15 protein-coding genes are annotated in these 20,057 nt (G+C 58.1%); 5 read left to right on the top strand and 10 right to left on the bottom strand.

What is annotated here, in order from left to right; genetic code table 11:
• Nucleotides 1-406: 406 nt before the first annotated feature.
• Both NSND_RS19400 and NSND_RS19395 read left to right on the top strand, forming a co-directional pair.
• Nucleotides 407-1,576, top strand: coding sequence for a hypothetical protein (locus tag NSND_RS19400; protein ID WP_080880559.1), 1,170 nt, complete (start codon nt 407-409; stop codon nt 1,574-1,576).
• A gap of 364 nt (nt 1,577-1,940) precedes the next feature.
• Nucleotides 1,941-2,663, top strand: coding sequence for a DUF2934 domain-containing protein (locus NSND_RS19395; protein WP_080880558.1), 723 nt, complete (start codon nt 1,941-1,943; stop codon nt 2,661-2,663).
• Nucleotides 2,664-2,818: 155 nt separating this feature from the next.
• Here NSND_RS19395 and NSND_RS19390 read toward each other — a convergent pair whose 3' ends face one another.
• The 8 genes from NSND_RS19390 to lexA form a co-directional block, all read right to left on the bottom strand.
• A complete protein-coding gene (locus tag NSND_RS19390; RefSeq protein ID WP_080880557.1) occupies nt 2,819-7,636 on the bottom strand; it encodes a DUF4347 domain-containing protein in 4,818 nt (1,605 codons plus the stop codon).
• A gap of 78 nt (nt 7,637-7,714) precedes the next feature.
• Nucleotides 7,715-9,853 carry a site-2 protease family protein gene (locus NSND_RS19385; protein ID WP_080880556.1) on the bottom strand — a complete coding sequence of 713 codons (2,139 nt, stop codon included), beginning with the start codon at nt 9,851-9,853 and terminating at the stop codon, nt 7,715-7,717.
• Between the two features lie 3 nt (nt 9,854-9,856).
• Complete coding sequence (locus NSND_RS19380; protein ID WP_080880555.1) at nt 9,857-11,221, bottom strand: efflux RND transporter periplasmic adaptor subunit; 1,365 nt, start codon at nt 11,219-11,221, stop codon at nt 9,857-9,859.
• A gap of 4 nt (nt 11,222-11,225) precedes the next feature.
• A complete protein-coding gene (locus tag NSND_RS19375; protein WP_080880554.1) occupies nt 11,226-12,011 on the bottom strand; it encodes an efflux RND transporter periplasmic adaptor subunit in 786 nt (261 codons plus the stop codon).
• A complete protein-coding gene (locus NSND_RS19370; protein ID WP_159450899.1) occupies nt 11,989-13,524 on the bottom strand; it encodes a TolC family protein in 1,536 nt (511 codons plus the stop codon). Before NSND_RS19370 ends, NSND_RS19375 begins: the two co-directional genes overlap by 23 nt.
• A 1,110-nt stretch (nt 13,525-14,634) precedes the next feature.
• Nucleotides 14,635-14,817 (bottom strand): hypothetical protein, encoded by a 183-nt coding sequence (locus NSND_RS21080; RefSeq protein WP_143833635.1) that lies wholly within the window; start codon nt 14,815-14,817, stop codon nt 14,635-14,637.
• Entirely contained in the window at nt 14,798-15,049 is a 252-nt protein-coding gene (locus NSND_RS19365) for a hypothetical protein (protein WP_080880552.1), read from the bottom strand. Before NSND_RS19365 ends, NSND_RS21080 begins: the two co-directional genes overlap by 20 nt.
• A gap of 14 nt (nt 15,050-15,063) precedes the next feature.
• Nucleotides 15,064-15,615: a transcriptional repressor LexA gene (lexA, locus tag NSND_RS19360; protein WP_080880551.1), complete on the bottom strand. Its 552-nt coding sequence runs from the start codon at nt 15,613-15,615 to the stop codon at nt 15,064-15,066.
• Between the two features lie 96 nt (nt 15,616-15,711).
• Here lexA and NSND_RS19355 point away from each other — a divergent pair, with 96 nt between their 5' ends.
• Nucleotides 15,712-16,551, top strand: a complete 840-nt coding sequence (locus NSND_RS19355; RefSeq protein ID WP_080880550.1) for a DUF3800 domain-containing protein — start codon at nt 15,712-15,714, stop codon at nt 16,549-16,551.
• A 157-nt stretch (nt 16,552-16,708) separates the two neighbouring features.
• Here the strand turns inward: NSND_RS19355 and NSND_RS19350 are convergent, their stop codons facing one another.
• Together NSND_RS19350 and NSND_RS19345 are read right to left on the bottom strand one after the other, a co-directional pair.
• The gene (locus NSND_RS19350; protein WP_080880549.1) at nt 16,709-16,900 is read right to left on the bottom strand and encodes a hypothetical protein; all 192 of its coding nucleotides are present in this window, start codon (nt 16,898-16,900) and stop codon (nt 16,709-16,711) included.
• A 59-nt stretch (nt 16,901-16,959) separates the two neighbouring features.
• Nucleotides 16,960-17,901 (bottom strand): IS1595 family transposase, encoded by a 942-nt coding sequence (locus NSND_RS19345; RefSeq protein ID WP_080880548.1) that lies wholly within the window; start codon nt 17,899-17,901, stop codon nt 16,960-16,962.
• A gap of 533 nt (nt 17,902-18,434) precedes the next feature.
• Between NSND_RS19345 and traT (NSND_RS19340) the strand changes: the two genes are divergently transcribed.
• Nucleotides 18,435-19,154 (top strand): complement resistance protein TraT, encoded by a 720-nt coding sequence (gene traT / locus NSND_RS19340; protein ID WP_080880547.1) that lies wholly within the window; start codon nt 18,435-18,437, stop codon nt 19,152-19,154.
• Between the two features lie 91 nt (nt 19,155-19,245).
• Nucleotides 19,246-19,995: a complement resistance protein TraT gene (gene traT / locus NSND_RS19335; RefSeq protein WP_159450898.1), complete on the top strand. Its 750-nt coding sequence runs from the start codon at nt 19,246-19,248 to the stop codon at nt 19,993-19,995.
• Nucleotides 19,996-20,057 lie beyond the last annotated feature (62 nt).

Here is a 20,057-nt window from a genome sequence, read left to right as displayed (position 1 = left end):
GTTTAGGACTCAGCTGCTCTTCCATCTGATTTGCAGAGTGCGCAGTGTGTCCCGCGTCATCTCGGAACCATCATTTGCGATGCAATGCAACGCAATGTCAGCTTTCCCTCACTGAGAATGACTGTTTCCAATTTAAGAGAGATTGCATTGCCCATTGGCATGCCGCCGTAATATGTCAGTCAGGCGGCCACCTGACAGTAGCCCGGTAAACCGCCCCACACGCGGGCGTGTCGGACCGATGAATCGCTCCAAGATCCGATCCTAGACCGACGTCTCGCGTATTTGACTACCTCGGGTCCATCTCCCATACTTGCTCTCGCAAAAAGGATCTTTCGTTCTTATACGTTGCGCTAGCAGCTAACCGGGATCGTTGTATCTTCCCGCTCTAAAAAGGGGGCTTTAAAACATGCTGATGCGCGCACGTCAAGGCAACGCCTGGACACGTAAGCTGCTGCTCCCAGGGATGATGATGCTTGCGACCGTGCTTGGCGGGCACGCTCGCGCCGCACAGTCCAGTTTCCCGCCGTTTCCCGGAGATCAGAATGCCTGCTATCAGTACCTCAGCACGAATATCAGCACGTCGCCGGGCACATATGGCACAGACCTCCGCAGCCACTACGACGAACTGACGGATTCCAGTATTATTGCGACCCTGCAAGGGAACTTGCGCGCGTTGTCGCCTCCATCGACATGCACCGCTGCCAACTGGACCCCGGTCGTGGGACAAATCAAGACCGAGCTGAGCTACGTCCAAACCGCCAATGATTGGTTACTGGGTCCCACGGGCAGCCAGACGCTGCTGACGCAAATCTTTGCAGAGACGGATTTCGATGTCGATTCAGTCTCCGCAAAATTGCAGAACGTGGACCCTGCCGACCAAATAGCCGCAAATCTGACGCAGTTGTTCCTCGGGGTCGGATTGGCCATCGGTGGGTCGGTGGTTGGTCTCCCGCCAGTGTTTTCAAATGTCTTTAATCAAGTCTCTAACTATATTGGTAAGCACGGTGGCTTTCCTTCGGACCCGAACCTGGCGGTCGGAGAAGTGAAAGGCAAGCTCGCGATCATGTACAACACGGCGCTGAACGGCAACAATGATACTCACGACCGGCTCGTCACCGATTGGTCACAATTGAAAGCGTTTGCCGCGCCCATCGTAGGCACTGCGCCAACCGATGAGCAGCAAAAGGCGATGCGTACCGCCGGGGAAATGAGCTATGCAGTGTGGTTGTGGCAGACCCTATCTCCGACGCGATGGCATATCGTCGTTCCGCTGATAAGGAATGATCTTAGGGGCTGCTATTTTCAAATGGGTGGGGGTTATCCGAACCGTGCCATCAACTATCCCGTGAGTAATAATTTCGACTGTGGCCCCGCCTGGATCGGGGACAAATGCTATGATACCCAATGCAACAGTCCATCGACGGAGGCGTTTGACTTCCTATTCAAAGATTGCCCGACGGGGCAGGCCGAGTGCCCCGACCCTGCGAATGGACCCCTCAAGATAAATCCCGCAGACGTATTCCTGAGTAGGAACGGCTGGAGCCTTCCGTGCGTCGGCACGTGCCCATTGCAATGAAGGCTGCACCCTCGAGCTTGCGATAAGACCGGATGACACAGTACCGGTACCCGAATGGGCGACCGTCCCAACCATCGTCCCAGGGGTAGCCCCCGAAGGGGGGCTGCCGAGCCGTATTTCTGGTTACGAAGCGGGTACGAAGGGCGCGGATAGGAGGGCATTCATGCCGAAACCACAGCTGTAGCACATCTACTTAATCAACTCATAAGCCGCGGGTCACCCGTTCAATCCGGGTCGCCGCCACCAAACTTTCCAGTGGTTAGGACTCAGCTGCTCTGATCCAAACATTGGCAGGGTACACCAGGGGTGCCGTGGCGCTCTCCTCTGAAGTATCGTCTAGCACAGATCGTATAAACTGCTGCTCATGAATGATTGGAAGGCTGAATGGGAAACGTTGCAGGGTCGGGCATCTCAAATTGAGCGGCTAATCGCCGAACGTGCCCACAATATTTTTGAGAAAAGTGGTCGTCACCACGGCAACAGCCTAGAGCATTGGTTACAAGCAGAAAAAGAAGTATTGAATTTCCTGCTATCCGTGGTTCACTCACAGCTCTTCGAGCAACAATCGAAATGGGTCCGTATCAGCCATAAATTGGCGAATCTTTTTCCTCGTAACGCTCCCGAACAGATGGGCTGTGTGATGACGATTCAAAAACTCGCTCGGTTTGAGTTGGAAATTGTTAAGAAGGATACGGCCTTTTGGATAAATCGACTCCGCCAGATTCCTGAACAACCCCTTGAGCTAGACGATATTCTCACCCATTCGTATTTATGGGTATTGGGAGCCTATGAAATACTCAGAACGCTTGCAGCAGCAACAGGACATCCTCGGCTCATACAAGCGAAGAGGATGTTTGCAAGAATAAGAATGCCTCTAGCAAAACTGAAAGCTAGCGAAAAATACAGCGAAAAGGACTTTAATTTCCCCTACCCCATCACAAAAGGACCATGCATCGGCTGGGCTGTTAATGAAAGGGACATAGTACTTCGTGACGCATTATCGAGCGAGTTCCTTAAGGCCCTCGACGAATTCTGTGAGAGTCTAGGAATGGCAGCGGAAATAAGAGGAGATCGGCAAGAATCCTAACTGCCAGTGGGTCAGCCAAAGAAACTTCTAAGACAAGTTCGCGTCTATTTCTACACTCAGCGGTTTTTTCATCAAACCACGGATCCTATGGTCAAGGCCCAAGTTGCAGTATAGCGTTGTATCCGTTGTGTGGGACGTCAGGTTGGAGAAGTCGGCTAGGGAATGTTCACGGGGCCGTGCGACGGAGAAGACGTTGGCGTCAAGAGCTGTGGGCGAAGGTGTTGACCCCGACCAGGCCCTTCTGCCGACAATGTAGGAATGGTCGCGCAGCAACCGGCCAAGAGCCTTCCTTTGCGAACGGCCCACAGCACAAATCCCACAGAGAGAGTCGTCCCCGCCAACGCAGTCACCTGAGCCATCAACGACTGCGGCTCACGGTCCACCGCGACCGCCTCCCGCAACGACAGGATCACTTCATCCAATTTATTCAGTACCAGTTCATTCGCCGAGGGCTGCGGCCCCGAATCGCCATCCCTGCCCGCCTCGATCGCATCCGTAGATGAGATCGGGGATGAGTTCCAAGGCTCCCTGTCATCCGACTGAACGGGTCGTGACGCGACAGGTGGCTCTTCCTCATGATGAACATCACCTGAATGGGGCGCGACGCGCGGCGGCATGCTGCCGGTATAGCGGCTCATCGTCCCGGCGAGATCAGTCCCATTCATGGACACCGCATTCACCGACTCCTGTCGCGTTGTAAACGACAGTGGTTCGTCATGAGCCTGAACGGATGTGCCCGCCTGTGCCGAAGGCATCGGAATGAGGGAGGGAGGAAGCGCCGGGCCGGAGGGGCGTACCTCCGCCCCATCCGTCACCCTCACCTGAATGGTTTGCATCGCCGTGCCGCCCTGGCTGTCGGTGACACGGACCTGCACGATATACACATTGTCGCCATTGGCGTCGGCGGCCGCTTCAAAATCAGGAGGAGCCACGAAACTCAGCGCACCGGTCGAGGCGTCGATCGTAAACTGCGCCTGATCCGCTCCGCCGCTGATTGAGTAGATCAAGGCCTGCACAGGGAGATCCACATCGGCGCCGGTTACGACCGTAATGCCGGTCACATGTTCCGCAACATGGATCGAGGCGGCCGCCGTTCCTCCATTGCTGATGATGGTCGGCGCATCGTTCACCGGAGTGATCGTGAGCGTCATTGTGGTCGTGCCCACCGAACCTCCCGCCCCGTCGCTCACCGTAAACGTAAAGCGATCGCTCAACGTTTCCGATCCATCGTGACGATAGACCAGGCGGTTGGCCGCGAGATCGGCCTGCGTAAAAGTCGCCAGCGCCGCCCCCGGCCTGGTCGTCAACTCCAGACGACCATGGGCAGGACCGGTCCCGACAGAGAATCTGAGCTGGGCGGCAGAGTTGTCCACGTCCACCGCCGCAAGCTCTGCGCTCGTAATCGTGTCGGTGCCCCCTTCGGCCACGCTGCTCCCACTGTTGGCGGTGATCACGGGCCGGTCATTGACGGCGGTGACATTGACCGTGAGCGTATTGGGCGTCGGGTCGTACAGATTGGTGCTGTCGCGCACCGAGAAGGTCATGCGGGCATAGCCGGTCCCGTTGGCGTCGGCCGCCGGGGTAAAGACCAGCTGGCCCGCCGCGAGGTCCGCCGTCATGATCACCTGGCCCGCCGTCACCGCCGTGCCCGAGAGTGTCAGAGTCCCGGCCGTCGGCAGCGTGTCGATCCGCACCGCACTCAGCGCATCCCCGGCATCCACATCGCTGAACCCGAAATTCGCCGCCGTGAGGACGTGCGACGTATCTTCGGTGATCGTGACGGTCGCATTGGTCCCGGTGGGGGCCTCGTTCACGTTCGTCAGGTTGATCGTGAACGTCTCGTCGTAGGTCAGGCCGCCCCGATCGGTCACCCGGACGGTCACGGCATGGCTCGTCGCCGCTTCGTAGTTCAGCAAGGTATTGTTGGCGACCGTGAGGGCGCCGGTCGTCCGGTTGATCGCAAACCGCCCCCCTGCCGTATTGGTCAAGCTGTAGCTCTTCGTGTCACCGGCGTCGGGGTCGCTCCCGGTCACCGTGCCCACCACGGTCCCATTGGCGGCATGCTCTGCTACCGTGTTGGCCGACAGGCTCAGGTCCGTCGGCCGGTCATTGACGGCGGTGACATTGACCGTGAGCGTATTGGGCGTCGGGTCGTACAGATTGGTGCTGTCGCGGACCGAGAAGGTCACGCGGGCATAGCCGGTCCCGTTGGCGTTGGCCGCCGGGGTAAAGACCAGCTGGCCCGCCGCGAGGTCCGCCGGCGTGATCACCTGGCCCGCCGTCACCGCCGTGCCCGACAGGGTCAGAGTCCCGGCCGTCGGCAACGTGTCGATCCGCACCGCACTCAGCGCATCGCCGGCGTCCACATCGCTGAACCCGAAATTGGCCGCCGTGAGGATGTGCGCCGTATCTTCGGTGATCGTGACGGTCGCATTGGTCCCGCTGGGGGCCTCGTTCACGTTCGTCAGGTTGATCGTGAACGTCTCGTCGTAGGTCAGCCCGCCCCGATCGGTCACCCGGACGGTCACGGCATGGCTCGTCGCCGCTTCGTAGTTCAGCAAGGTACTGTTGGCGACCGTGAGGGCGCCGGTCGTCCGGTTGATCGCAAACCGCCCCCCCGCCGTATTGGTCAAGCTGTAGCTCTTCGTGTCGCCGGCGTCGGGGTCGCTCCCGCTCACCGTCCCCACCACGGTCCCATTGGCCGCGTGCTCCGCCACCGTGTTCGCCGACAGACTCAGGTCCGTCGGCCTCTCGTTCACAGCAGTTACGGTCACGCTGATGGCCTGAGAGTCCACGCCGCCGCTTCCGTCTGACACTTGGACCGTCACATCGTAGACGTTGTTACCGCCGCTATCGGTCGGCGCCTCGTAGTTCGGGGCGGACACAAACGACAAGGCACCGGTGCTACTGTTGATCGTAAACTTGGCGGCATCGGCCCCACCGACAATCGAGTAGGCCAGGGTTTGCCTGGTATCGGCGTCGGAGGCAGTGACCCTGGTGACCGCCGTGGCATTCTCCGCAATATTGATGAGGGCTGTGGCCCCCCCGCCATTGCTGGTGATCCTGGGAGCCGCTTCATTCACATCCGTCACGTTGATGGTGAAGGTCTCGTCATAGGTCAGCCCGCCGCTGTCCGTCACCCGCACCGTCAGATTGTGGCTGGTGGCTCTCTCGTAATTGATGAGCGATCGGTTGGCGACGGTGATCTGGCCCGCGCTGCTGTTGATGGCAAAGCGTCCGCCGGCGTTGTCGGTCAGTGAGTACGTCTTCGTATCGCCCATATCCACATCGCTGCCGCTCACGGTGCCGACGACGGTCCCGTTGGCCGCGTGCTCCGCCACCGTGTTCGCCGACAAGGCCAGGTCTGTCGGTGCCTCATTGACGTTTGCCACTGTCACGGCGAGGGCTTGGGTATCCGTGCCGCCCTGGCCGTCAGACACCTGCACCGTGACGTCGTACACGTTATTCCCGCCGCTGTCCGCCGGGGCTTCATAGCTGGGCGCCGAGACAAAACTCAGCTGACCCGTGCTGTTGTGGATAGTGAATCGAGCTGCGTCCGCTCCACCGGCGATCGAATAGCCTAGGGTGTGCCCTGCATCAACGTCAGTAGCCGTGACGGTCGTGACGACCGTGCTGTTCTCCCCGACCGTGACCGACGCCGTCGTTCCGCCGCCGTTGCTGCTGATCGCCGGCGCACTGTTCGCGGCGCCGGTGTCATAGCCGACCTGCACGTTATCGACATACAGGCGATCGCCCCCGCCCACCCCAGTGACAATGAATTGGATCGTCGTACTCGCGGAGGCATAACCGGAAATGTCGAGCTTGACGGTGCCGCTTCCGGCATTCGACTTAGGGGAGAAGACGCCGTCGGTGAGCGTGGTATACGTCTTTCCGTCGGCTGACACGCGAATCTCGATTTGATCGGAGCCGGACAACGAGTTGGTGTAATCGAATGTGAGGATTGCGCCGCTCGTTCCTGACAGATCAACCTGCCGCGAAGCTTGGTCTCCCACGGAACCGGCGTCGATCCTCAGTTGTGATGAAGCGACATGCACATCCCCGCCGCTTGCCCCACCGCCGCCGGCATCGGTTTCGGTCCAATCTGAGGCCCACTTCTGAGTCCCATCGTGATTGTCGTAGGAACTTGAGGAGAATTGGTCGCCGACAGTCTCGGTCGTCAGGATCCCCTTCCAGTCCATCTGCGCGGCATCGGTGATCGCGAGGTCGGTTTCGATCGATCCAACCTGGGTTTCGAATTTCCAATCGCCGCCCAAATCGATGTGGCCGGTTCTGTCGCTGCTCGCGGCCACGTCGGCTCCGGTCAGTTCAGCCAGCCGGGCCACAGCCGCCTGGCCCACCTCACCCTCGGCAAAATTACAGCCGTACACCAGAATGTCAGCCTGCTCCGACAGGGTCTGCTGAATCGTTGTGAACTCGTCCGCGTAATGAGTCGACATCGATTCGGCATTCAACGTGCCGGTGCCCAACTGCAATGTTCCAGCGTCGCCGTGCGAAATCAGATGAATGGCGTCGATGCCTGATCGCCCGGTTAACGACTCGGCGATCTGCTCGACCCCGTCTCGGGAGGCATCCAGGACAACGACCTCTACATTGGGCCCCATGCCCGCGAGCAGAGATTCATAATCCGGAACCGTGGGGTCGACGAAGACCACTTCTGTCGAGGATTCGCCGGGACTGTAGGAACCAATCGCGTGGAGTAGCTCCTGAGATTCCTGCTGCTCAGGAGTCGTACTCTCGGCAGTCCCCTCCGAGGAGACCGCCGCCTCGGCCTGATCTTGAGCCACCTGTTCGGATTGCACCTCGGCCGCGGTCGCCGCGGCCGCCGCGTCAAACATCAATCGTTGCTCGAGGGATAGGAGAGATTGCTTGAAGGCAGACGGAGTCGCGAGGGACGATGGCCGCTCTGATGGCTCACCATTCCTGCGCAGATACTTTTTGATAAAATCGAACATACTCGTTGCCTCAGCCCAAATGAGTGATCGTCGCGGCGAACTTGATCCTCTATCGGTGAGTTATTCCAGCGCTCCTGCTCAGAGCCCGCTCTCCCGGATCATGACCGCCACGACTCGGTCCCACATCCGTGCAACCAGGCTCTGAGGCGTCCCGGCGACGTGGATGAGCCCGGTCACGACCTGATCCGCCCGCACAACCTCGTCCAGCACTTCAAGTTCTACGCGATAGACCGATTGCTCCGCCTGCAATCGACCATGCGAATCTTTTCGTACGGGCACGGCACCCCCATAGATTGATGCCAGGTAGGGAACGGAAAGATCCTGTTCGTCCACGTCCCGAATTTCGGTGACCCGGGCGCGAGTGGTCTGACGCGTCACATCGTTTGGGATGAAGAGCGCTTCCTGTCCGACTGCCAGCACACCTAGATCCTCAACCGGCGCAAGGGCCGTAACTATGGCCGTTCGAGAGTTCACTACGTACGCGACCGCCAGCTTCTCATTGATCCATCGGCCGGGATAGAGCGAATCGGCCTGATCAACCACCACGCCATCGATGGGCGCCTGCAGGACGAGGCGCTGCTGCTTCTCGGCAACTCCGTCCAGCTCGACGAGTTTCGATCGTAACGACTCGGCAAGAACCTGACCTTGGAGACGATCCTCTGCGTATCCGGCCTGACGTTGCAGCCTGAAATCCAAGAGCTCGACCTGGGTCCGGGCCAACCGGGCCTCCTTGGCTAATAGCGGGTTTTCGAGTACGAGCACGGTGTCACCCGCTCGTACGGACTGCCCTGCATGCACCGACACCGATGCAATCCGCCCCGGCGCCGGAGGATAGATGGTTGCATAGGACCCTGCCTGCAGCACCCCTGGGATCGCGACACGGCTGGACCATGGAAGACAGGCAAGCAACAGCATCGCGGCGACGACCGTCATCGTGACGGCAAACCGGCCCGTCGATGCATAGGCAGCACGGCGACTCCACCAGCTCGTCAGTTCCCGCCAGATCGGCAGACCGATAAAGAAGACGATTTCGACCAGAAACAGCAGGAGGCCGAGCACTTTAAAAAAATAGTGATAGACGGCCAGCGCAATCCCGGTGAACAGGACAAGCCGATACAGCCAGATACCCCAGGCATAAGCGATCAGGATCCGCCTGTTGGACAGCCCGACCGCTTCGGGCGGAGGCGCGCCTGGCGCAAACAACAGTTCACGAATCCGCCATTGCCCGAAGGCGAAGGCCCGGTCCTGGAGATTCGGAATTCCCAGTCCATCGGCCAGAAGATAGTAGCCGTCAAACCTCATAAATGGGTTGAGGTTGACCGCCAGGCTCATCACCCAGCTGGTCGTCGCCGCCACGAAGACGACGCTCCGGATGGCCCCATCCGGCAGGAAGCCCCACACCAAGGTCGCGACCGCAGCAAGTCCCAGTTCGGCCACGACCCCGGCTCCGGCGATCCACAGACGTTTCCGCCTCGAACTCAGCCGATAGGCGTCGCTGATGTCCGAATAGAGCACCGGCATCATCACCATCAAGGCTACACCGATCGTGGGTACCCGGCATCCGAATCGCGTTGCGGTATAGGCATGCCCCAATTCATGCACGACCTTGACGACACACAACACCACGCCGTACATCAGCGCCCCCTGCCACGTGAAAAAATGCAGGAAGGTCGACAAAAAGGTGTCCCATTGCTGTCCCACCAGGAACAACCCGGTCGCACCGATCATTCCGAACAGCCACGCCGCCATGGGTGTGTAGAGCGGCGCCACCAAGGGCAGTGTGGCGTGCAGAAAACGATGCGGATGTATCAGCGGAATTTTGATGAAGAGATAGTGATGCAACAGCCACTGCCACCAGGCCTGATGGCGTGCCACTTCCTGCTCGACGTAGTCCTTGACCCGCCCGCTGGCCGATTGCTCCGTCAGACTGTTGGCGTACAAGAACCGCACTAAGTCTTCGACGTCTTCCGCCCGGATCCGGGAGGTGGTGTCGCGCCGGACCACCGCGACGAGTTTTTCCACCGTGCCACAGGACCAGCGCTGGAGAAGCTGATAGACCTGCCACTCGATCTGGAAATATTTGTTGCGAACGGGATCGACGATCGTCCAGGTCGGCACCCCTTCCGGTGTGGGCGCGCCGCGGAGGAACTGCAGGTTCTTTCTCAGCGGAGGCAAGGTGCGTTCTTGGGGCGGGGACACTGAGGACAGGCCGGCCATCGGCTACACTCCGACCAGTTGGCGCAAGGCCATGAGCGGACGGCGGAACAACAAGAATGCCAACGGGCCCTGTTCTCCATACACCTTCGCCGACCCTTGCCAGCCAATGCGGATACGGGGATCGGCAGTCGCCAATTCAGCCGTGATCCGATACGCCAACATATCTCCGGGCAACACCTCCGCATGGTAACTCGCGCGACTCACGGTCGCCCCAAACGATTCCAGCGGGAGTGCATCGAAGAACGCTACGACATCGGCGCCGTCCCGTAACAGGAGGGCGTCGCTCACGGGGAGATCGATTCGCAACTCAATGCGACGCGGATCGGCAATATCCATGATCCGCTCGCCGACGGAGACCGGCTTCCCGACCCAGTCGGCTTTGTCGCTATACAGCAGCAATCCTTCCTGCGGGGCACGGACTTCCACCTGCGCCAGCATCTCCTGGGCATAGGTCAGCTCCGTCTCCTTTAACGCCGCTTCGGCGGCTTTGAGCGGAACCTCGGCCTTTCGTTGCGGATCGGCAAAGCCGCCCTGAATCGCCTGGACATGTTCGGCCTGCGCCACCGCCAATTGCTTCTCCGCGACCCGAAACTGATTGCGGAGGTTCGTGTCTTCGTAGCGGAACAGCAGCCGATATTGCGTGACCACCGTATTCGGCGGCACCAGGACCTCGGCAATCACGCCGTCCATCGGCGCGCTCACAATCGTCGGCTCCTTCGCCATCACTTTCACCGGCGCAACGGTCGACACGCGAACCGGCAGACACAGCGCCCCGACAACCGCTGCAGCCATCAACCACACCGAGGGCGTTTTGATCCTCGTGGACCAGGTTCGATGGCGCATCGCCACGGCTTTCCAGGCATAGGCGAAGCTCCCCGCAAGCCGGTGCATAATCGCCCGATCATTCTCCTCCCAGGGATAGTCCCGCTCGAGCCACCAGAACCCCAACACCGTTTCATCCGGGTGTTTCAGCGGACACCAGAGGACATGGCCCCTGACATGCTCCCGCCATCCCTCGCGGCAGGAGTCGGGGCACATTTCCTCCGTGACGGTAACGGGTTCATCCCCCGGGAGTGCGTGCCTCAGAGCCTGAGCCATCTCTTCCAACCAGCGCATCATCGGCGCATCGCGTTCCACCACGGCCACGCTGGACGCACAGATCACTCGGGAGACGCCGGCCGCTTCACCGGCATGACTCAGCAGATAGGCCTGTTCATAGGGAACCAGCCGGCGGGTCTCATTGACGGAGATAAACTGCAGTTCCTGGACGGTCTTCGCGACACGGATCTGCGCCTCCAAATGGGTGAGGGTCGCCAGATGGACCAGCGTCGCGAGTTCCTGTGCGCTCGGTTGGGTGGATGTCGCCATAGGGTTACGGTTGTCCCGATGCAAATTGCGCCGTGCCGCTCATCCCGGCGAGCACATCGGCCGGGAGGGCCCCGAAGCTGCCCACCACCTTGACCGTCTGACTGGCGGGATCGACATTCGCCCCGATTTCCTTCACCTTCGCCGGATACTCCCGATGCGTCTCGTCGATGGTGAATGTGAACGGTGACTTTCGCTTGAGCCAGGCTAAGGTCGAGGAGGGCAGCACCAACTCGATCTCCAGACTGGTGTCATCGAGAAGACTGAGCAGCTTGTCGTTGGGGAAGACGTTTTCATGCTCATTGACCATGACCGCCACGACGCGGCCGGAAAACGGCGCCGCGATATGGCAGCTTCGCACGTTGATCTCGGCCAGGCGAATGGCCGCGATGGCCTTCTTCGCCTCGGCTTCGGAAATTTCCAATTCAAGCGTGCTGACGGCATTGAGTTTGGTGAGTTCTTTGTTGTTCTGGAAGGTTTTGTCTTTGGCCTCATGCTCGGCCAGGGCCCCCGCTAATTCCGCCCGATACTTGTCGCAGTCGATTGCGACCAGCGTTGCGCCCTTCTCGAACCGCTGCCCCTCCTTCACCGGGATCTGGCTGATCCGCCCCTGAATCTGGGAATAGAGCACGGCCTGCGTGCTGGCCTTCACAATGCCACGCAACGCGCCGTTGACACTCCGCATCAGCTGGACGGGCCGGTCGTCTTTCGGCCAGCCGACCTGCGGAAAGGCCACCGCCGCGCAGAAGATCGTCAGTGCGACCATCGAATTAATTAGCCAATGGGATCGCATGGGACTCCAGCCTCCTTCCTGACTCCGACACCGTGTCGACGGCAGGCACCCGCTGTTTCCTCAGTTCATCGGCAAGGGCGGCCACACTCTGCGCGTCGGTGCCGGTCGGCGCGGCATCTTCGCCCATCGATGCCATCAACGTGGCATAGGCCGACTCGACGCCGGACTGCGCGCTGTCCATGCGGACTTCAGCCAGCACGTCATTCACTCGCTCCCGAATGAAGGTCAGATCGTTGGTACTCTTCGTGAGCCACAGGTTCTTGGTATGATCGGTAATGGCCAATTGCGTCTCGTGGTAGCTCCTAGCATTGAGATATTCCTGGCTCGCCTGGGCGAACTGCAGCGCGCCGACATGCACCTCGGTCAAGATCGTCATGGTCAGCGCGAGACTTTGGGCATCCAACACCTGTCGATGCGCCTCCACCGCTTTGAGTTTGGCCGGTACGCGAAACGCCGACAGAAGGTTCCAACTGAGCTGAGAGGCATACCCCAGCCAGTTTTGATAGAGGAAGAAGCTGTTGCTGCTGTAATATCCGCCGAGACTCAGCTTCAAGTTGGGAAACATTTCCAGGAATACGGTGCGCGCCTCCTTCGCATTGATCCGCTTTTGATAGTCGAGAGAGCGAAGCTCGGCACGAAGCAACAAGGCCTGCTCCTCCATCCGCCCCGTATCCAGGTCAACCACCGGAACGGTGCCCGTCCGCTGAGGCACGGCCAGGTCATACTCGGTTCCCGGAGGCAGCCCCATCATTGAAGCCAGCTGAACCCGTGCCGTGCTCAGCTCACGGTACAGGCGCTGCACCTCACGCTGAATGTTCAGCAAGTCCCGGCGATAGTTGAGCGGGGTCAAGGGCGTCTGCAATTTCTTATCGACAATTTGCTGCGCGCGCTCCAACGCCTTGTTGACGGACTCATCCAGAAATTTCACCCGATAGAGCACCCGTTCCGCACTGACCGCCCGCCAGTACGCGCTCCGGACATCCTGGACGAGGCGTACTGCAATCCGCCGCCGCTCCTCTTCGGCAATCATGACGTTATCGGCCGCCTGCTGCGCGCGAACGTAGGAGAGACCGAAATCCAGCACGTCCCAACTCAGCGCGAGATTGCCCGACACCACGTTCTTATCGGACGACGTAAAGGGCTCGAGGACAGGCCGACCATCAACGAGCGATTGCGCCCCGCCTCCGCTGTAGGAATTGCGTCCGTCAAATCCCGCATTCGCCGACAGCTGCGGCAACAAGGTGTAATGCGCCACATTCAGCTGCTGATGCGCCAACTGTGCCTGCATGGCCTTCACCTTGGCGTCCAGATTGAATTTCAATGCACGCGCTATGGCTTCATAGAGATCGATCGGACCGGACAGCGGCTCCCGGAGAGTCGACACTATCTGAAGATCATTGGTGGCGCGGGTCCGGACATCCTCGTCGGTCAACACATAGGGCTTGATCATGCACCCGGAGGTCATCACTATTGCCCCCACCAACGCCAATACTTGCAGGGGTTCTTGTGCCATCGTCTTCATGATGCCGCAAACACCGTCATCCCTTTCGTGCGCGCACGGATCCATCTCAGGGCACGACACACCCTTACTGCAGGAATATCGGTAGAATTCGACAAGAACTTGACGAAAGAGGCTGAAGCGGGATGCCGATGGCGACCGCTAGATGGCGCACTGCAAGTCGTCCGTACTAAGGCGAGCCAGACGACACCGCCTCAACAAATCTATGGAACGGCTGCGGGTGGAGAGCGAATCGAGCGGAGCCACGCCCTGGCAAGACCTCACCGTTCGTCGCCTGCGCATCGCAGCCCGGAGGGCATCGATCCTGGGAAGGCGCACAGTGTGATCATGAAGCGCACAGGCAATAGAAAACCGACATCGCGAACTTCGAAGTTCGGTGCCTCAGCGCAGGATATCGACAGGAGCAAGTTGCAATCCCGGTCGTTCCGTATTTCAACCTTTTCCTGAGCCTCCGCGCTTCAGCCGCAATCCCAGTCAGTAGCCTCAGAAGTGGCAAGCCTCACCGAGGCCAGACTTAATCTACGCCCGCAACGAGAACGGCTACCGGGTGAAGGCACACTGACGAAGGTGCCCTCTGAGAACAGAAGTGACGATCGCGACCACGTCTCCCGACGCAGGGGAATGGCCTACCTATTGAATCAGACAAGCGGGGCACATGCTGGGGCAACTCTTAGAATAACCCGCTAGGAGAGGGATCAGTGCCGGCCAAAGATGGCGTTGCTGACGGAGCACTCTACAGGCTTGAAGCGGTAAGGGAACATCAGGCCGCCTACACCAACAGCCTGACGCCGCCAACCAACGATTCTGGAATGTTGCCTCGCGATTAATAGACCGGAGAGAACCATGCGATCATGTTCCCCATTCAATCGTCCAGACAGCGAGCACGACAGCCAGAGACCCCGAACGGTCTGATTGGCTCGACTCCAAGCCAGGAGTCGACTCGCCAACAACAGCGGCCGAGCCAGGGCACAGAGGCAGCGCGCAAGCAATTCACAGCAGATACTCGCGACGCGTTCGGAAGGGAACAGGATATTGCCGAAAGCTGTGACGGGCCGGCCATTCAGCCTACGATCACCCGGGACCCTCGTGCGTGGCCTTTGCGATTTACCCGCAACAACCAGCTTCGAATTGCCGGCGCTGGTAGGTCAGCACCAGACAACGGATGCACAGCTCCCGCACTGCCTTCGCCTTCTCATCGAACAGCGGCGTTCGTCGTAACACCAGTTGACCGCAATCAGCGCAACATCCAGCCGTCACCGCATCAAGGTCAGAAGAGACAGAGATCATGGCGTTCAATCCTCCTATTCTCTCGAATGGGATGCGAGGCGGACAGGACCGGCTTCATTCCGCCGAGAAGAGTTCGCAAGCGCGAGCCGCCGGACCACCCCTGGAACGTCATCCCCTTGGTATGCTTCAGCTCGCGCTGTAGTTCCCCGATGCGTCCATTGAGACGAACGATCATGCGCTCCAGTTCGTCCACACGCTCCACCATGGCTTGTTGCTGATGGCTCATCATCATTATTCCTCCTTGAATTACGCGTTCTCGCAATGACGAATCACACCGACGAGCACCCCTTCGATGGAAAATTGATCCTCAGGTGTGACAACAAACGGTTTCATGGCAGCGTTGGCCGGATGAAGTTCAATGTGCCGGGCGTGCTTGAAATAGGTCTTGATGGTCGCTTCCCGGTTCACAAGCGCCACGACCGTCTGGCCGTTGTGAGCCGTCGCCTGCTTGCGAACGACGACCAAGTCGCCCGGGAGAATCCCGTCCTCGATCATCGACTCCCCTTTCACACGGAGCGCAAAAGTCTCCCCCCTTCGCACCATGCCGGGAGGTACCTCGACCCATTCCGACTGGGTTACCGGCTCGATCGGAAGACCCGCGGCAACAACCCCCGCCATGGGAATCTGAGTCCTGTTGGCCAGCTGCGTGATCGCCACCTGAACGGCGCCGCTGATCCGGCGCATGCCGGATTCATAACGAGCGACCGACACCCGCGTGGTGCGCAGCGCTGCGGCAAGCTGCTCCTGCGTAAGCCCCAACTGCTCACGGATCTGTCGAAACTCGCTTGATGTCATCATGTAACCGATGGTTACACATAAATTGAGTCTCTGTCAAGCATCTGCCCATCATCTGGCACTAACGTACTTGACTCAGGCCAAAGGGAAGCTGTTAATATGCGCAATCTTGAACGGACTCAAGACTTTCTCGATGTACTGATTTGTGGTCTGCCTTCTAAGGCACGGATAAACCGGCTCTTACTGATGCTAGCAGCCTACTTCGACGACAGCGGAAGTGACGGGAATGGCCCTGTTTTTGTGTTGGCTGGATGGGCGGCGAGTGCCGAGAAATGGCGTTCGTTTTCCAACGCCTGGCAAGCCGTTTTAGATCTCGAAGAACCGAGACGCCTCTCCTATTTCAAGATGGCTGAGGCGAATAGTCGCCGCGAGCAGTTCTGGGGGTGGAGCGAGGAAGAACGCGATCAATGCGTTTCCAGGCTGATCGCGGTAATCAAAGAGCATGTATCCTTTGGCATCCATAGCCTGCTTTGGTGGGATGATTATCGTGAGGTACGGGCTCAATATCCGCGCTTCTCTCTTGAGCCGTACGAAATTATGTTTGCGTCTTTAATGATTGGTGCTGCTTACAGGGCGCATACAGCGAGAGAGCGAATTGAATTCATTTTTGACGACCAGGGGCTACTTGGGAACAATGCCGCTTACGCCTTCGACATTGCAAGGCAGCATCTATTGCCTAGCGAAGCGGCTGATGTTATAGCAGGCTACCCTATTCACCGCTCAGACAAAGAGTTCTTGCCAATTCAGGCCGCTGATTTATACGCATGGCATCTCCGAAGTGTGTGCGACAAAAGCGTGACCGCTGGGACACTTCAGGATTCCGGCGTGTTAAGCCAATTCCGTGGTGTGCCATCTACATTTCAAATACTCAACAAAGATGAATTGACCGACTGGGCTAAACGTTTCGAAGCGGCTAATCCAACTGGGTGGACAGACTAGGAATGCTCTTTCTTCTTTGATTGCTTAGGCGAAGGCCTTGGAAAGGCCAGTATTTTCTCCGTAGCATGCTTGAACCGTTCAAAAGGTGTTAATCTGTCGTCAGTTGGTGGCTTATCTATTTTTAGTTTTTGCATTTGTTCCATCATCCATGATCGGATCATTTTTTCAATCGTTCATGCAGTGCGCTCAATAAATCCACGCCTTCTGCGCTAGACTTCTTAATGCTGACCTGGGGGATATTCGAGGCTGTCGTGCCAAAGCGCACAATAAGCAAGTCCTCAGTTTCTTCAACAACCGCAATATAATCAAGATTCACGTAAAACCTGCTGATCTTAACAAATACGCTCATTGGCGACCCCCTTTCATGCTTTTCTCTTCCCTCTTCCCTGCCTTCTGTATCCATCAAGCTTAGTGCCACGTCGTTCGACCAATCAGTTCGCGATACTGTACACGCCTCCCAGTGATGGAAGACAAGGCCAACATAAACCTCCCCTGGTCGTTATCCTTCCGAGTATTGAATCGGAACGATTGCTCATCCAGGTAGCGGAACAAGTGGAACGGTTCAACGCTGATATAGGTGCCTTTGATTCCCCGCTTCAACAAGCTCCAATAGTTCTCAATGCTGTTGGTATGAACGGTGCCCTTCACATAGGTTTCGGCGTGATTGATAACCTTGTGGGCATACTCTCGGCCAACCTTGGTGTACCCCGCCGCTTCATCAGTAATGAGGTGCGAGCCAGGGACAACGTGTTCACGCACAGATTTCCCCAATAACTTTTCAGAAGCAGTTCGCAAAACAGCGGTGCGCACTTCGCCCTTCCGCTCTAACATGCCGACCACCACCGCCTTGCGGAAGGCGCCTTCATTTTGCATGAGCTTGGCCCGCTTATCGTGGTGCATGTTGCGCGCTTTCCCGCCGATGTAAGTCTCATCCACTTCAACCTCTCCCATCAACTTCCGATCAATCGAACCATGCTGCAGAGCCAACCGGATACGATGCATCATGAACCATGCAGTTTTTTGAGTGACACCAAGGCTACGGGCGATTTCATACGAAGACACGCCATTCTTGGCGTTCACGATCATCCAGATTGCGCAGAGCCACTTATCCAGCTTCACCGCGCTATCCTCGAAAATGGTGCCGACCTTCACGCTGTACTGCTTCTTGCAGCGTTTGCACTCCCATACGGAGCGGGTCTTTAGAAACCGATGCTCCAAGGAATTGCAGCGAGGACAGACCGGACCTTGCGGCCAACGAAGGGCAACCGTGAAATCCAAACACGCCTGCGGATCGGCAAAGTACTTGATGGCTTCCTGAAGAGTGGTCGGCAGCTTGACTTGGTCTTTCATCGCATCCCCCTTGTTGATGATGCGATTCTAGCCAAAACTTTCTACTGAGTCAAGTATATTAATGCCCATCATCTTTCTTGACTATTCTGGCGGCCTCTTCCAGTGCGGTTTTTGCGATCCGAGCCCCTGTAATTTCATCAGAAACGAAAACCTTCTGTGCATAAGTCAAGAGCCATATGGATCGTCTAAAAAAATAAAGCCACTATCCACAGCTCATTTTCAAAACTCCTGGAGTCCTGGACAAATATGAATGCTAATACATACACATAAGAGGCCCACTACTAGATATTGTGGTCCTGACAGCCATCATTCTCTATGCTCAATAAATAGGCAACCTGGTGCGAGGCATGAATTAGCGGGTCTATTCGCGGTCAACCGGGTGACTATCAACAGAGATATCCACAGAATTTGGGGAGAGATTTTTTTTGACGGAATCTTCATTTTCTTGATTGAAACCTCTGATCCGTTCACCTAGAATCGCGCCGCGACTACCCCTCACTCCTACGTGTGGTGGCACGTCCGAGAAAGCTCAGATGACCGCAGGCTTCTTCCGCAGCTTGTTGGCAGGAATCCTCCTCTCCACCGGATGTGCAGCCAACGTCCGGGATACCGACTTACTGGCCAGTAACAGCCTCATGCTGCCGCCATCGACGGCGCGAACCGTCTTTCTTCAAAATCGGAACGCGTCAGACAATCAAGCGGTGTCGCTCCACGATCTGAGAGCACGGCTGAATCTCAAAGGGTATGAGGTTGTTCAAGATCCCCAGGCGGCGGCCTATGTCGTGCTGACCAATATCGTCTATTGCAATCAAACTAAGGTCGAACTGCCGGTTGAAGACCTGGTCGCAGGCGGCTATGGCTCAGGAATCGGCGGCTCGATCATGTCGGGGCTCCATGGCTTGACGGGGATGGCCGGCATGGCAGGCCCGCAGGGCGCACTCATAGGAGGCGCGGCAGGAATGGGCCTCAATGCTGCCGAGGGAATCGGAAACGCCGTGGGCAATATGTTCGGCGGACCGTCACGGCCCGATGCCAATGAAAACATCAATTACGCCTGTGTGGCCGATCTCCAGATTACGGAGCTGGCAAAAACGGGCGGAACGCTGCCGGTTTCACCACCGGGGACAACACCTCCTGCCGGTGTCTATCAAACCAGGCTGGCGGCCAGCGTGTACCAGAAGAAACTTGATGAGCAGGAGGCGACTCCCTTGGTGCAGCAGCGATTGAGCGCGGCAGTGGCTGGACACTTCTAACAGGATGCGGGTTATGGTGATACCTGCACAGCGTATTGATCGTAGCCTCCGCAACAATCGAGTTTTTCCGCAGCCTGCTAAGCAACCGTCGATGACCAGACAAGTAACCAGACACCTCTCTCCTTGTATCGCGAGCGGATGGCTTGTTGCGCTGCTGTTGCTCACCGGCTGCAGCAACATCCTACGTTCCGGGTTAGTCAACGACACCTCCATCCTCCTCCCACCCAGCAACGCGCGTACCGTTTATGTGCAAATCCGCAATACGTCTGAGAATCAACACGCGACCCCTGCAGATATCCCCGCAAGGCTGATGGCCAAGGGATACCAGGTCGTGAATGATCCCCTTGGTGCTGCCTACTGGCTGCAGACCCAGGTGGTGTACTGCCACAAAGCGGGAGATGGGGTCAGACCGGAAATGGTCGCCAAGGCCGGATTCGGTGCGGGGATCGGGAGTGGAGGCACCCCGCTCGCCGGCGCTGGCGGGCTCGATATGGATGCCCTGGGCGGCATGTTCGGCGGATCAGGGAGTGGCGGGATGAATCTGCAAGCGATGCGCGGAATGGCAATGGGAGGCGGTGCGGCACCGGACCTCAATGCCATGATGCGGATGGCCATGAGCGGCAGGGGCGGGTATCCGGGAATGGCACCACCGGAACAGGATCACGACAGTCTGTACCTCTGCGTGGCAGACGTGTTGGTCACCGAACAGGGGAAAACCGACCAACCGCGACGCTACAAAATGCGGTCAGTCGCCCACGTGCTCCAAAAGAAATTGAACATCGAGGAAGCGACGCCCATCGTGCGAGAGAAATTCGGTGCCAGTATCACCGGTGCGTTTTAGTCCACACACCCTATGAGCTAGCCGGCTGTTGAAAAACCAACTAACAGCCTCGAAATAGCGAA

Origin of the sequence: Nitrospira sp. ND1, from assembly GCF_900170025.1 — a bacterium.
Taxonomy (GTDB): domain Bacteria; phylum Nitrospirota; class Nitrospiria; order Nitrospirales; family Nitrospiraceae; genus Nitrospira_A.
Note: the sequence above shows the minus strand (reverse complement) of the source record. Positions and strands in the feature narration are given on the sequence as shown.